This is a genomic window from Rummeliibacillus sp. JY-2-4R (assembly GCF_053847205.1).
In genome coordinates this window covers 1,714,189-1,729,558 of the sequence record NZ_CM132623.1, presented here as the reverse complement: position 1 = coordinate 1,729,558, position 15,370 = coordinate 1,714,189, and the positions used below count along the sequence as shown (strand labels likewise).

At 38.3% G+C, this 15,370-nt stretch carries 13 protein-coding genes; 1 reads left to right on the top strand and 12 read right to left on the bottom strand.

The features are described 5' to 3' along the window. Positions 1 to 7 precede the first annotated feature (7 nt). Positions 8 to 3,514 carry a bifunctional 2',3'-cyclic-nucleotide 2'-phosphodiesterase/3'-nucleotidase gene (locus ACWV26_RS08375; protein WP_455897888.1) on the top strand — a complete coding sequence of 1,169 codons (3,507 nt, stop codon included), beginning with the start codon at positions 8 to 10 and terminating at the stop codon, positions 3,512 to 3,514. A 219-nt stretch (positions 3,515 to 3,733) separates the two neighbouring features. Here ACWV26_RS08375 and ACWV26_RS08370 read toward each other — a convergent pair whose 3' ends face one another. The 12 genes from ACWV26_RS08370 to ACWV26_RS08315 all read right to left on the bottom strand — a co-directional run bounded on the left by ACWV26_RS08370 (position 3,734) and on the right by ACWV26_RS08315 (position 15,339). Then, the gene (locus ACWV26_RS08370) at positions 3,734 to 4,030 is read right to left on the bottom strand and encodes a hypothetical protein (RefSeq protein WP_455897887.1); all 297 of its coding nucleotides are present in this window, start codon (positions 4,028 to 4,030) and stop codon (positions 3,734 to 3,736) included. A gap of 94 nt (positions 4,031 to 4,124) precedes the next feature. Next, positions 4,125 to 4,676 carry a hypothetical protein gene (locus tag ACWV26_RS08365; RefSeq protein WP_455897886.1) on the bottom strand — a complete coding sequence of 184 codons (552 nt, stop codon included), beginning with the start codon at positions 4,674 to 4,676 and terminating at the stop codon, positions 4,125 to 4,127. Between the two features lie 228 nt (positions 4,677 to 4,904). Next, on the bottom strand, positions 4,905 to 6,089 hold the full coding sequence (locus ACWV26_RS08360; RefSeq protein WP_455897885.1) for an iron-containing alcohol dehydrogenase: 1,185 nt from the start codon (positions 6,087 to 6,089) through the stop codon (positions 4,905 to 4,907). Between the two features lie 1,055 nt (positions 6,090 to 7,144). Further along, positions 7,145 to 7,906, bottom strand: coding sequence for a response regulator transcription factor (locus ACWV26_RS08355; protein ID WP_455898207.1), 762 nt, complete (start codon positions 7,904 to 7,906; stop codon positions 7,145 to 7,147). Positions 7,907 to 7,911: 5 nt separating this feature from the next. Continuing rightward, entirely contained in the window at positions 7,912 to 9,150 is a 1,239-nt protein-coding gene (locus ACWV26_RS08350; RefSeq protein WP_455897884.1) for a sensor histidine kinase, read from the bottom strand. Positions 9,151 to 9,286: 136 nt separating this feature from the next. Next, positions 9,287 to 9,838 carry a cob(I)yrinic acid a,c-diamide adenosyltransferase gene (locus tag ACWV26_RS08345; protein ID WP_455897883.1) on the bottom strand — a complete coding sequence of 184 codons (552 nt, stop codon included), beginning with the start codon at positions 9,836 to 9,838 and terminating at the stop codon, positions 9,287 to 9,289. A gap of 149 nt (positions 9,839 to 9,987) precedes the next feature. Next, complete coding sequence (locus ACWV26_RS08340) at positions 9,988 to 10,416, bottom strand: GlcG/HbpS family heme-binding protein (protein WP_455897882.1); 429 nt, start codon at positions 10,414 to 10,416, stop codon at positions 9,988 to 9,990. Between the two features lie 19 nt (positions 10,417 to 10,435). After that, positions 10,436 to 10,768, bottom strand: coding sequence for a glycerol dehydratase reactivase beta/small subunit family protein (locus ACWV26_RS08335; RefSeq protein ID WP_455897881.1), 333 nt, complete (start codon positions 10,766 to 10,768; stop codon positions 10,436 to 10,438). Continuing rightward, positions 10,765 to 12,615, bottom strand: a complete 1,851-nt coding sequence (locus ACWV26_RS08330; RefSeq protein WP_455897880.1) for a diol dehydratase reactivase subunit alpha — start codon at positions 12,613 to 12,615, stop codon at positions 10,765 to 10,767. The genes ACWV26_RS08335 and ACWV26_RS08330 overlap by 4 nt, the downstream gene beginning before the upstream one ends. A gap of 4 nt (positions 12,616 to 12,619) precedes the next feature. After that, positions 12,620 to 13,066, bottom strand: a complete 447-nt coding sequence (locus ACWV26_RS08325; protein WP_455897879.1) for a diol dehydratase small subunit — start codon at positions 13,064 to 13,066, stop codon at positions 12,620 to 12,622. A gap of 12 nt (positions 13,067 to 13,078) precedes the next feature. Then, entirely contained in the window at positions 13,079 to 13,657 is a 579-nt protein-coding gene (locus ACWV26_RS08320; RefSeq protein ID WP_455897878.1) for a propanediol/glycerol family dehydratase medium subunit, read from the bottom strand. A gap of 14 nt (positions 13,658 to 13,671) precedes the next feature. Further along, positions 13,672 to 15,339, bottom strand: a complete 1,668-nt coding sequence (locus tag ACWV26_RS08315; protein ID WP_455897877.1) for a propanediol/glycerol family dehydratase large subunit — start codon at positions 15,337 to 15,339, stop codon at positions 13,672 to 13,674. Positions 15,340 to 15,370 lie beyond the last annotated feature (31 nt).

Genomic DNA, 15,370 nt, shown 5'->3' with positions numbered 1-15,370 from the left:
GTACTAAATGAAATTAGGTAGTAAATTTCAAGCCTCGATGATTTTATCGAGCACATTGGCAATTAGTTTGTTCGCATCCTCATTTACTCCAAATGGCACTGCAGATGCAAAAAACAACGAAACAAAAGTTCAATCACAAGTCAACCTTCGAATTATGGAAACCACAGACATTCATACAAATCTACTTGACTATGATTATTACAAAAATAACGTTGCTCCAAAATTGGGTCTAGCAAAAACGGCAACTCTAGTTAAACAAGCGAGAAATGAAGCGAAAAATACGGTATTAGTGGATAATGGTGATCTGATACAAGGAACTCCACTTGGTACATATAAAGCAAAAATTGACCCTCTAAAAGATGGTGAAGTTCATCCAGCGATTAAAGCTATGAACATGATGGGTTATGATATGGCCACACTCGGCAATCATGAATTTAACTATGGATTAGACTATCTTGATGAAGTATATGATGACGCGAAATTTTCTTTTGTTAATGCAAATGTCTATGTAGATGATCATGACAATAATCCAAACAATGATAAGAATAAATACACTCCATATAAAATTGTCAATAAAAAAGTAACAGATGAATCCGGCAAAACGAATGTTATCAAAATTGGTTATATTGGATTTGTTCCCCCACAAATCAATGAATGGGACAAAGCAAATCTTGACGGAAAAGTCATCACCAAAAATATCGTAGACACAGCGAAAAAGTATATTCCTCAAATGCAAAAGAAAGGCGCAGATGTCATTATCGCATTAGCACACTCAGGATTTAGCGGAAGTGCAGCAAACACAGAAGATACTGTTTATGCATTAAGCGAAGTGCCTGGCATTGATGCAATCACTTTTTCACATACGCATAAACTATTCCCTTCAAAAGATGTTGCGAGTCTAGATGTATTGTTCAAAGATGAAAATGGACAACCTTTACCTGGCATAGATAACCAAAAAGGGACAATTAATGGGGTTGCTGCAGTACAAGCTGGTTACGGTGGTGGATCATTAGGAATTATTGACCTAGCGTTAGAAAAAGTGAAGGGTAAATGGAATGTTGCTGATTCACGATCTTCTACACGGGAAATTAATAATGTACAGCCTGATGCAAAAATCGCTGAAGCTGTAAAAGCTGAACACGAAGCAACAATCAAATATGTCAATACACCAATCGGCAAAACAACGGATGATATTTATAGTTATTTCTCGCTAGTTCAAGATGATTCATCTATTCAAGTCGTAACAAATGCGCAAAAATGGTATGTTGAAAATTATATTAACTTGAACAAACCAGAACTTAAGGATCTTCCAATTTTATCTGTTGGAGCACCATTTAAAGCCGGTCGAAATGGTGTCGATGAATATACTGAAATTAAAAAAGGCGACCTAACGATTCGTAGTGCTGGTGATTTATATCTTTATGACAACACATTAAAAGCTGTGAAAGTAAAGGGTTCTACAGTGAAAGAATGGATTGAAATGTCAGCTGGTCAATTCAACACAATTGACCCAAATAAGACAACAGAACAACCTTTATTAAATCCATCTTTCCAAGTGTTTAACTTTGATGTCATTGATGGCGTACAATATCAAATTGATGTAACAAAACCTGCAAAATATGCACCAAACGGTACACTTGTTAATCCAGATTCAAGTCGTGTAGTGAATCTAACGTATAATGGTAAAGCAATTGATCCTAATCAAGATTTTATCGTGGTTACGAATAACTATCGTGCAGGTGGTGGCGGTAACTTCCCTGGTTTAAAAAATAGCGAACTCGTTGTTGATTCTGCCGATGAAAACCGTCAAATCTTAATGGATTATATTGCTCAACAAAAAGAAATTACACCAACCGCTGATCAGAATTGGTCTATTGCACCAATCCCTGGAAATACAAATGTGACGTTTACAACTTCACCAAAAGCACAAGATTATATTTCAGAAGATAACCCTATTTCTTACACAGGAAAAACAGATGCAAAAGGTTTTGGCATCTTCAAAATCAATTTAAATCAAAATGTGAAGGTACAACTTTTAGGCGTCAATGATTTACACGGTCAGTTAGATACTGTTACAAAAATTGGTGACCTGACTGCTGGAAGTATGGAATATACAGCTGCAGCCTTAAGAAAAGAAGAAGCAACAAATCCTAATACGTTAATCTTACATGCAGGCGATATGATTGGTGGTAGTCCATTAATCTCTGCCCTATTCCAAGATGAACCGACTGTCGAAGTGATGGAATCTATCGGGTTTGACGCAGGAACTCTTGGTAATCATGAATTCGATGAAGGAATTGATGAGTTACAACGAATGATCAAAGGTGGCGATCATCCAAAAGGTAACCCTGGATATGATGGTATGAACTTCCCAATCGTTGCGGCAAACGCATATGATATGCGTGATGGAAAATTAATCACAGATCCTTACACTGTCCTTAATGTTGGAGGTCAACAAATTGGTGTTATCGGAGTAGTAACGCAAGAAACTCCTTATATGATTGTAACAAAAGGGAATGAATCTCTTAAGATTACAGACGAAGTAGAAGCAATTAATAAATATACAAAAGAACTAAAGGATAAAGGCATTAAATCCATCGTCGTACTTGCACATAATCCTGCTACACAAACAGGTTATACTGATCAGTTCGATGCAAGTAAAATTGCTGAACAAGTGGACGATGAAGTCGATGTGATTTTTGCAGCACATAATCATGTTGGCGTAAATCGCGTTGTTGACAATAAATTAATCGTCCAAGCTTATTCATATGGCTCTGCTTTCTCTGATGTAGATGTTGAAATTGACCCAGAAACACATGATATTGTAAAAAAATCTGCTGAAATTAAAACTGTTTACCAAAATGCCTATAAACCAGATCCTGAAGTTTCTGCCATTATGAAAAAGTATGAAGACAAAGTAGCACCAATTAAAGCACAAGTGGTTGGTCAAAATTCATCAAGTATGGAAAAAGGATATCCAACTATTGCAAGACAAAATGGTGATCTTGCCCTTGGTAATCTAATTGCAGACAGTATGAAAGCTTCGATGAATGCAGACTTTGCCATGATGAATGGTGGAGGAGTTCGTGAAAATTTAAATGCTGGTGAAGTTACTTACGGTAATCTATTCGCCATCCAACCATTCGGAAATGTACTTAATAAAGTATCATTAAGTGGCGATGATATTCGTGCAGTTTTAAATAACCAAATTACGGATAGAGGACTTGATTTCCATATCTCAGGATTTAAATACACTTATACGTATGACGATTCTAGTAAAACTGGTAAAGTGGTCGATCTCTTCTTACCGGATGGTAGTAAAATGGATCCTACAAAAGAGTATACAGTTGTGGTGAACAACTATATGTACGGAAATCTAAAATACGGCATTTTAGATCGTTCTCAAAACATGGAAGTTGGTCCAACTGACTTAGATGCATCAGTAGAATTTGTGAAATCACTTCCTTCCTCAATTGAATATCGACCTGAAGGAAGAATTCAACGAGTGGATTAGAAGAGTATGCTCGGAATACTATGTTCTTGATAGACTTTATTTAAAATTTACAATATCTTTATATTTCGTTAGTTTAATAATACTACTTTTTATAATAAGATATAGGTAATCATTCGTAATCTCTTTGCCCAATGAGATTATTGAATGAGGCCTTTTAACATCTCCTTACTTTGATAGGACTAGCCCCCTTCGCTAGTCCTTTTAACTTTTAGACATACTTTATAAATTAGCCAACATCATGCTAAAGAAAAAACCGACTGGGATTGTAAACCACAGCAAAATGTTAACCAAAAAGATTTTCCAATATGGCGTATTCTTAAATTTATTTTTAGAAAAAAAGAGTCCCAGCAATATTGCACCTATCACCCATACCCCAAAGATTAAAAAGAATTCAGGTGCTACGTATGTTTCGTTTGAATAATTTTCAGCAATTGCTCCTTCTGCAAAAAATAAAGAAATAAAAAATGTAATGACACCTGACATCAAAAAGTTTCCAATAATTAAAAGCCCCTTCATTTGAGACCTCCTAATTCACAATTAAACATCTCATACTATATAAAACATTTATATGCGGGATAATAATAATTGACTGTGAATTATCGAAGCTTTATTATTCATTAAATCTGTATTGAACATTATTTGGCAAGCTTTCTATTAGTTCTGAAATATTCTTATAGTCATGATCATTCGATAAAAATAAGATTGAATCCCCATCTACATCAACTGCGATGACAATTGCATTTTCTTTCATTTTTATAATAGGAACTGTTTCTTGAAAATCAATTACATCTTCATTTAAAGAAATAGCAGCAAATTGCTCCATACTACCGCTACCATATATGTATGGAAAGATTTCTATAAGCTGTTCTATATTTTGGAAAATACCTTTGTAATAATATCTTTCTTGAAACACAGATCGAGTGGATTGTATTTTTTTCTTTTTCAGAGCCTTATCTATTTCTAAAGTCATAAAATCATAAACTTCAAATAGATAATAGATTGGATAATTATTTATTTTTTCTATCCAATTTACACAAAAATTTATTCTTTTCTCCTCTTTTTTATCTTCAAAATAGAGCCCACATTCAAACAGTATATTTCCCATAGTATAGAAAGGAATTTCACCATAAGATTCAGGTGTTGTAAGGAAAGTTACTTCCAAGGATTTTCCTCCTCAAAAAATTTTTTATACAATTATTACTGATTAGTTCCACACTTGTGTTTTCTTCTTCATAAAATTATTCTATTTTATAAACTTCAATAGCACTAGTATTTAATGTTTTCCCCATCATAATTTTGTGTGATAGTTAATTCCTATTTTAAACTTTCTAGGTTAAATCTCTACCAAAAAACCACCGAATCTCACTATTTTCGGTGGTTTTTTTTCTATTTAAAATGCATAATCATAAACAATTTTATATAAATCAATTAATTCTTCATATGATGGGATTTTCGGATTGTTAGCAGGACTTCCACTTTCGAGAGCGTCTGTCGCCATTTTTGGAATTACTTCATAAAAGGCATCTTTTTCAATTCCCCATTTTTGCAAGTTTCCAATGTTCATCTTTTTGCATAGTACTTTGATAGATTCAATCACCAAATTGGATAATTCATTTTTGGTTAGCTCTTTTTCTTCTTTGTTAAAATATTGACCGATATCTGCAAGTTGATCGATGCAGTCTTCTTTTGAATATTCTAAGACAGCTGGAAGCAGCATGGCATTTGAAATACCATGTGGGACATGGAATAGTGCTCCGATTGGTCGAGACATACCATGAACGAGGGCCACTGAAGCATTAGAGAATGAAAGTCCCGCTTGAAGTGAACCGATGGACATTGCTTCTCGCGCTTCAATATTATCACCTTGTTCGTAAACCGTAAGTATATTGTTAACGATTAGTTCAACTGCTGATAGCGCCAACATATTGGAATATGGGTGGGCTAAGCGAGATAAATAACTTTCAATTGCGTGGCTTAAAGCATCAATCCCTGTAGCAGCTGTAATTGAAGGCGGAGTTGTGAGCGTTAAAATCGGATCTACGATAGCAACGATTGGCAAAAATGCAGGTTGTTTAATCATCATTTTTACATCATTTGTTGTGTTTGTAATAATCGTAGCATCTGTTGCTTCTGAACCCGTGCCCGCAGTTGTCGGGATGGCAATGTGTGGAATCGGCGAGATTTCCGCTAACTTTTGTCGGTTCATATAATCCCCAATATAGCCACCATTCGTTGCAACGACCGCTATTGCTTTTGCAGTATCAATACAACTTCCTCCACCAACTGAAATAATGACATCACATTCTTCTGACTCCAGAATATCGAGGCCTTTTGAGACATACGTATCCACTGGCTCTGACGTCACGCCCAGATATGCAGCAGATTCCAGTCCTTTTGTTTTCAATAAGGAGGCACACTGGCTGACAATTCCTAATTGATCCATGATTGGGTCACTAATAATCAGTGCCTTCGTTCCTAGTTTTTTTGCATATTCCCCTACTTCGTCAAATGCATTTTTTCCATAAATGATGGTTCCTGGTGAATTCACTATATAGATTGTTTTAGTTTGAATCATTCCGCTTCCCCCTCAAATGTTATGCTATATAACTTTCAAATATTATGTGGTTTATACCGATTCAATCAGATCTAAAAGACAACAAGAATTCTTCTTTCATGGAACAAGAAATCAAGGTCTTGCCCAATTACATCTTCTATATTCGGGCATAGTAATCCTTGTAAATTTTAAATTAATGGAAAGGAATTTGATTCATCCCCTAGACTTCTTTTCGCAAAAGAGACACCTTTTTTCTTTATTGTACTGTCTTTAGGACAAGGAGATTTACTCAACATTCTACCCCTTAAACGGATCAACTTATTGTTACTTAACAGTTTTTTAATCCCGTCTATCTCAAGAATAGTACCTAAAAATATGTCAACGAAAATCGATGAATTCCCTTCTCCGTTTTTATCACTAAAATCATCTATTAAGTCATTAAACTCCCATTCTATGATATTTTCCCACGTAAACGAATAGGCTAACACATATATAACTTAATACTCCAGAAATAAATGAGGTCTCCCAGATACTAAGGTGAGTGACACCAGAATCAAACCCACCCACTAAATTATTCACGGATAGGGAGATTCCCAGTAAGATTGATTCACTAAAACTTATAGTTTTCGATCCGTTTAGATCCACTTCCTCTGGGTAACGTAAAATTTTAAGGAAAGGGTTACTCTAAGATGCATATTTTACTAATGTATTATTAAATAGTGGTTGATATAATATTGAAATTTCAATTATAACAAGTGTGATCATCCCAATTAATTTACCTATAGCAGGCATAAGCCAAAGGACCATCTACTTTCCAAATATCCCTTCTGCAAGCGACAGCAAAAATCCTATAAACGCTATGATAAAATTATAAAACCAGGGAATACGGATCTTCCTTATTCCATATGCAATACTAGCTCCGGCATTGTCAAGATTGGACGCTAATTCAATCGAAAGGATAGCGAAAAAAACTGTCTATACTCGGTAGAATCATTCCTCTTTGTTCACTTTATTTTATTGAAATAGGCATGATAAACCGCTTTTTCTATATCTCTCATTTATAAAAAATGTATACTCTACATTACAAAATTATTAAATGAATTTAATCGTTTCTTTCTTCCAACAATAGCTTGTTGTTGATATTGCGTTGGTGTCGTGCCTTCATATTTTCTGAAAACCCTCGCAAAATAATTCGAGTCGGAAAACCCACATTTCTCACTGATTTCTGCAACAGTCTCCCTCGTATGATCAAGATAATGTTTTGCTTTTTCCAAACGGCGACTAGTTATATATTGTGTAATAGTAAACCCAGTTTCCTGTTTAAACAAACGACTAAGGTATTGTGAATTAAGATGGACTAGTTTGGATAACTTCTTTAAATTTAACTCGCTATGAAGATTAAGCTCGATATAATTTCTGACTTTTTTAATATCGTAATGCTCACTTGACTCCTCTAAATGCGTGGGAGTTGGGTTCATATCAAGTGTTGGTATAAACTTTGCTAAGGTTCGTCGAATATCTTCTGAGTGAGCTGGTTTCAATAAAAAATCATCCGCTCCCAATTTAATAGTACGATAGGCAAAATCAAACTCATCATAAGCCGTAAGGAAAATTATTCGACAATTAGAAACTTCCTTTTTGATAATCTCCGCTGCCATTAGACCATCCATTTTAGGCATTTTGATATCCATAATCACGAGATCCATCTGCTCTTCCTTGGCTAGTTTTACAGCATCAACACCATTTTCCGCCTCGAAAAATTGATTTACTTTAAAGTTATGTTTCTTGATCATCAATGTTAACACTTCCCGTTCTAACGGTTCGTCATCCACAATCATTAATTTCAAGCCAAATAACCTCCAACTTTCGGGATTGTAATCTGAACTTTGGTCCCTGCTCCTTTGCTACTTTCAATTGCTGTAATTCCATAACCTTCTCCAAAATAATGTTGAATTCGTTTGTGTACGTTCTTTATACCAATTCCTGTAGTATGTCCATTACTTTTGGTTTTTTCATCTGAAAGTATGGATGATAATTTTTCTTTCGAAATACCTGCACCGTTATCAGAAATTTCAATTACCACGTTATCATTCCTGGAAAAACAACATAGTTTAATAGCCACTTTATCTTGTGATTCAAACCCATGTAGAATAGCATTTTCAATAATTGGCTGGACACAAAGAATAGGTATTCTTATAGAATCAACATCAAAAATCAAACTTTGTTCATACTGTATTTTGTTTCGGAATCTAGATTGCTGAATATTTAAATAATTTAGTACATGCTCTAACTCTTCCTTTAAACTTACAAGTTGGTCTATATTACGCAAACTATACCGTAGTATTTTAGCGAGCGCGTATGTAACCTCCTGCGTCTGTTCAGCGCCTTCAAGATAGGCCAGACGTGAAATCGTATTTAAAGTATTAAATAAGAAATGAGGATTAATTTGTGACTGTAAAACCTTTAGTTGCGTTTCTTGTAATGTTTTTTCCAATTGTGCACGAAGCTGCAATTCTTCCATCAATTTTTGACTTTTTTGATTCAATTCTTCTTGGGTAAGATACGTTGCACCCATCTTAACAATATAATTAGCAACTAGAAAAAGCATATCTGCCGCTGCCTCTACCCGTTTTTGATTGGTGAATTCAATTTGATCAAAATACTGATCGAGAACGTTCTGATCGATCTGAAGATTTTTTGTATTCCGACGAATCTGATCAAGTCTCTCTTTATCCTGTCCTTGAATTAATACCTGACCACAAAGGATTGCTCCCAGGTATTTTTCATCGAGAATGATTGGAGCAGCCAAATCAACTAGACCAGAATGACAACGGTGAATGGTTGGCTTTCCCTGTTTAGCTGCCATTTTTCCCAAACGTTCATCTGATAACATACATCCCCGTAATCCCTCACTCGATGATGAACGTATATAGGAGCAAAAGTTGGTAAAATTACTAGGTTTTGTAACAGGTGTTCCATTTTCGTCTGAAATAACAACTCCCAAACCTGTAGCGTCGGCAAAGCGATCTTGAATTTCCTGGAGAGTTTTCAAATCTACGATATTTTTAAGTTTAAAAATCATCTTGTATCCCTCCCAACTTATCCCTCCGCTATAACTCTTATATTTCACACATAAAGAAAGCGTTCTCATATTTAATAGTACCAAATTATGAATAGATCAGCAATTTTTGCAAATTACCGCTTCTAACAAATATATTCTAATCTTGATGTAAGGTTGGTTCTTGTTTTCGCATTTGCTGATTTACACAGCGAGCAGCAACGAATAAATAATCTGATAGGCGATTAAGATATTTGATAGCTGTAACGTTTGCCTTTTCCTCTAGGTTTATCACAACTGCACAACGTTCGGCTCTTCGGACAATAGTTCTGGCACAATGAAGGGCTGCGCCCGCTTCGCAACCACCTGGTAAAATAAAGTTTGTTAAAGATGGTAAGCTTTCTTCCATTTTATCTATTTCTTTTTCCAAGAAAACTACGTCCGATTCCAATATAGGCCATCCAACGTCTTTTCCTGTAGGAGTTGCTAACTCTGCTCCAACATGGAACAGTTTGGTTTGAATAATGCGTAACTGTTGTATAATTGGCTCCCATTTATTGGATTTCGGTATAAATGAAAGAGCTAATCCAATCATTGAATTAGCTTCATCACAAGTACCATAAGCTTCCACACGATCATTTGCCTTGGAAACCCTTTTTCCATAAACAAGACTTGTTTCACCTTTATCACCAGATTTTGTATAAACTTTCAATATATTCATCCTTTCTGTTTAAATAGATTGCACCCTTAGAACCGTAAAGAAGTAGAAATAATAGTTGGTCCCAAGGGTACGTTTTGAACATAATTTAGTATTCGTCTATAATGAAACGAGATAATCAAAAACTATATTCTGCAAATAGATTAACCGTTTAACAGATATTCCAACTCACTAAATACTTGCACAGCTGACTGCGCGACTCGTATATCCTGTTCTACAGAACCACCACTGACGCCTACCGCACCTATGATTTGCCCGTCTTTCCGTAATGGGATTCCTCCGCCAAACACGACAACCCGTCCGTTATTTGTTGTATTAATACCATAAAGCTCTTTACCCGCTCCGGCTGCCTGCGCCAAATCTGCTGTCGGCATTTTCATAGCTACTGAAGTCCATGCTTTGTTTTGGGCAATATCCACGCTGACCAACAAAGCATTATCCATTCGGTGGCAGATTATGAAATTCCCTCCTTCATCAACAATGCTAATGACCATAGGGACTTTGATTTTGTTCGCTTCCTTTTCAGCACTCTCAATTATTTTTTTCGCTAATTCTAAATTGATCTGACTCATCTTTTCCCATCCTTTCCTGCTAAAAAGATAGTGGCAAGCCTTTAATCAAACGGGCTGCGTTCTTTCCTAATTTGCGCCCGTTTTGAAGGCTGTCTTGTAAATATGGTTCTTCTTGCTTCAATTTTTCGTGATGCACACATAAATCTCCATTTTGATCAATGCCTATGCCCACTTGCAAAGGGGATTTGGATGCTGCTTCCCTCCCTAGTTCAATAAAACTGCCCGCTTTGTCCCACTTTTGAAGTAAGAATGGAACCCCTTCTTCTTCCAAGCCGGCACAGACTTCTTGAATTTGGCTAGGGGAAAGAGCGCTGTTATATAAAATCGTAATATAAATTTTGCTTTTATTCATTTTAATACCTCATGCCCGACCCCGACAGAGGATAAGACCAAGCCGGTAGCAACTGCATTTCGCGGGCCTTCTGTCCCGCGTATATTGGCAAAACCGGCTACAATGCCATACTTGCCTAGTTCCTCTGTTAACATTTGCGGAATTTCAAAGTCAAGTGCCGATCCCCCCACCATGACAACAAAAGACAAGTGTTTTAAATTGCCTGTTGGGATGACTCGCTTAAGAGCGCGCAGCGCATTCGTCACAAACACTCTCCGCTTGGCGCTCCGCCGGATCTCCCTGATTTTTTCCATGGATGCTTTGCTTGATAAAGGTGTGAGATCCTGTTCTTCCCGAATCACTACTTTCCCGAATGTGTACGGAGGAAAAGGCGTTTCGGAAAATAGCATCGTTCCGTCTTCTAGCTGCATATGGAATAAACTCAGCACTTTTCCTAAAGGATACTTTTTAATTTTTTCAGCCAGTTCCTTATCCCCTAAAGCGAGTTCAGAATTAATCAGCATCGTGACCATGTCTCCTGCACCGGCCAAGTGGCTTGAAATGATTTTGCCGGCTTCATTCATCATGGCAGCATCGGTTGAACCACCGCCCATATCGAGAATAACAATCGGTTTTCTCGTACCGGGCGTCGTTAAGGCTCCGCGGATGGCCATTTCCGCTTCAACACCGCCAACTTCTACCGCGATTCCAATTTCTTTTTCCAATAAAGACGCAACTCTTTGAACAGGGACTTTATCTGTTTTTACCATTGAGGCTAAAGCGACGCCGCTTTCCATGGAAAGCTCACCCGCCATTGCTCCGCTAATAGAGGTCGGGATCACTGCATCAACGGCCAAAAAATCAGAGATGGTAATTTCGTTTGGCAATTGTCCGGTGAGCTCTGCTAAATCATGGCGGAGACCGTTAAACATCCCTCCGACATTCGTTCCTATTTCTCCTTGGACATCTGCCAGCGTGTCCAGCATTTCTAGTTTTTCATACGTATTCATAATGGCTTCTGCCCCATCATTAATGGATACTTCCAGCTGTTGGTTATTCGTCCCGATTAAAATGACCCGCCCCGCTTCTATTTTCCGTTCCACCACTTCCCCCTGCGGTGTCCGGATCACTACGGCTGATCGGTTGCCGACTAATGCTTTAGCGACTAAAGCAATTTGTATCGTCTGGTCTGGATCCAACTGAAAGACGGTAGAAAGGCCGTATGGATTGCTTAACGTCCGAATCACATGACCCGGTAAAGCAACTTCTACCGCTGCCAGTTTCAAAAGAGGAACTTTTCCAATTAAAGCGACCTCATCTACGATGGGAATTTTTTTGTTCAGGCGGTTGTGTATTAACACCCCGTCATCTTTTTGAACAATCGCGCCGGTAATGGAAATTCCTTCGCTTTCTGCCTGATTCAGGCGTTGGGCAACCCATTCATAATCAAAAGATTTAGGTATAACAGCAATATAATCCTGGTCTTTTTCCTCTACGTCAAATAATTGATCAATTAAAACCGTTGTCCCGACACCTAAACCGGCTCCGCCTGGCGTATCCGGATTATGGCCGATCATGGAAGATTCGGTAATAATCGTTTCGCTAATCAAATCCATGGCCAAATCGCCAATAACTGGCACGGCATCATTCAACCGGATAAGATCAATGTCTTTTAGCTCGATGCCTGCCTTTTTAGCCGCTTCCTGCAAAGCACGGCGGATGCCTTTCACATTATCAGTAGTTCCTTTTATGCCCGTTGTTTTGACTAAATGCTGGGAAAGAAATTTAGAATCTCCCTCCACACTTGCGATCGCCACTTCAGTCGATGAATTGCCGATATCTACACCGGCTAAAATTTTTTTCATCATTCTTTTAGTCCTCACTCTTCCTTAATCTTCCGCGCCTTTCATACACATCTGCAGCTTCGCGGATTAATCCAGCGTTTTCTGTCGCTCCGTATTCTTCTTCTAATTCACTGGCAATCGCTAAAAGCTCTTCTTTAGTCGAACGGTTAGGGCGCATAGCATTATAGATTTGTAATATACGAGCATCCGATATATTAATCATTTCAGCAGCTCGACGGAAATTTTTCGCCAGTTGTGTTCTTCCTAAACTTTCACTGATGTCTGCATGCATTTCAAGCGTTTTTGGACTGATGCGCAAATCTGCTCCTGTTACTTCTCCTTTTAAAGCAGCATCCAAAGTTAACTCTTTGTAGGCTTTTCCGGTAGGTGTAAATAACAAATCCGGACTTTTTGAACCGAGCGGATAGTTTTCTTTTGTTAAGCTTTTCGTTTGTTCTTTTGTTACATTTTCCATCTGTTTTTCCTCCTAGTCTTTTATTATAAATTCTGCTTTTAATTCAACAGGCTTCTGATCTGGCACAAGCGACTGGCATTCTTTTAAATAAAGCAGGGCTGCAGCCGCCTGGTATTTAGGCCGTGCCATTTCGTCATTTACCACAGGTACAGGATTCGGGCTTTCCCCTAATGCATACATTGCCGCATTCCGTCCCATCGCCCGGTACATTTCTAGAGTAATTAACGGAGATTGTGGGAATAGTTCAAGATTGGTTAGCGGATCCAAATCACGCTGATGGATCACTGCAGTTCCCCTCGACTGCAAGCCGATGCTGATGCCTGAACCGCTCATTTTGGCTGCTCCGTGCGTCATAAAAGCCAAGTCAGCCGTGCGCAAGCTGCGAATGACACGTGGAACAGCTCCTTGCTCCTCAATCCCAGAAAGGATTTCACGCAGGACAGAAGCGTGATCGACTTTCATAATCGTTTTATTCATTTCTTTTCCAAAAGCAGGGGCTATGGCTACAATAACTTCCCTAGGGTTCGTCCCTTTTATTGCCGGTCCGATTTCCGTTAATTTCATCTCTATTGAAAATCCTAATGTCGTCATGTTCGGTTCCTCCCTTAATCAAAGTCTTTCGGACTGATGGCTTGACGAATGTTTTTGATTTCTTCCCATCTTTCCGGACTGAGACGGTAGCCTGTTCCAGGTCCCATGTAATCATTTTCATCATTTACAGCGCTTATAACGACATTATCTTTATTAATAATGGCCGATGTATGCAAATAGTCGCCTGCTACCCTTTGTTTCAGCATATTGAAAATCCGTTCTGCTGTTTGTCGATATCCACGCTTAGCTAAGATGAGAGCTATATCGTATCCCGAAATCCCATCTCGTAAAATTCGCTCTGCCGCCTTTAAATCTTCAACAACGTTTCGCTGCGGCATATCTACACTGCTATTGGCATAAGTGGCCGCTTCCACCTCTTTATCTGTAATAACCGGGAATCCCAGCTCTTCAAAAATAGCTTGTAAAGCTTTAGCCGCCTGGTAGCGGGCTTCAATAACGCTTTCTTCATCCACCGGCTTTAATCCGCCGTCTACCATCATGTCCCGCTGAATAATCAAGTAATCGTCTAAATCACTAGAATCCATATTAGAGCCGGCAAACATATCCTCGTTGTTCGGTACAGCAGCGAATCCGGAAAAGATGAAATCTGTACCTGGTAGCATTTGACACAGCATTTTTGCGCTCCGCCGGATTTCCGAATGTGAGAAAGTTTGGTCATTTCCTGAAGCTACCTCCATATCAAACAATGTAGTAGCCAAGTTTTCTGCTAAGACCGCACGGATCCCGCTCGGTACAGAGGATGGTATGCCAATGCAACTGATGGAACCATTTTGCAGCCCTTGAACGCCTGCTCCTTTCGCCATCATGACGCATCGAATTTCTAAATAAAGCATAGATTTCCCTTCTGCCCCGGCCATTTGTACCTCAGAACCAGTACCTGATGTAAAGCGCATTTTAGCGCCGCGTGAAGCATAGGCAGAGGCTAAAAATGACTTTGACCAAGGTGTATCATCCCCGTCTATAAAAACAGATTCCGTACCATAAATGGAAACAGTTTCTGCATAAGAAGTCATTCCAAGCATTGCTAAACGAAGTTCAGTCGCTTCTTCTAAAGAATCTTGAGTTAAGACTCCATTCCTTGCCGTTTGGGAACCTACGAGTAATGCTAACGCATTAAAAGGAGCATAACGGGCAACTCCGACGGTCGTTTCTTGTTCGTCAAATCCATAGAGTCCCGCTTCTGCAGCATCCGCCGCCATTAGTACAGGGTTATCGCGCACATTTGTGACATGACATTGGTTGGACGGTGTTTTCCTTGCTCTCATCTTTTGTAAAGCCATCATCATTTCCACTACATTCATATGATTGAGAACTTCCAGCACTTTTGCAGGTGTGAGACCTTTTGACAGCTTTACAATTTCTGAACGGGACACATTTATATCCACGAGCTTTCGGGCAATCTCTAAGCTGTCAAGAGCCATGACTTGCTCGACTATGCTTGCATCAATCGTGTAATCTGCAATAAACTGGTCCAGCATATCAAAGTCTTCTCGTTTTTTTTCATCCAATTCTACTATCTTGCCATTTTCTACTCTGACAGAAGGCTTTGGGTCATTCGGACTCGACATAGCGACAAATCCCATTTCTGGCCATTCTGTTACAAATCCATCTTTATTGACGGGTCTTTCTTCTAAAATCTCAAATCGTTTTGAACGTAGCATAAAATATCCCTCTTTCTATCATTATTTAACA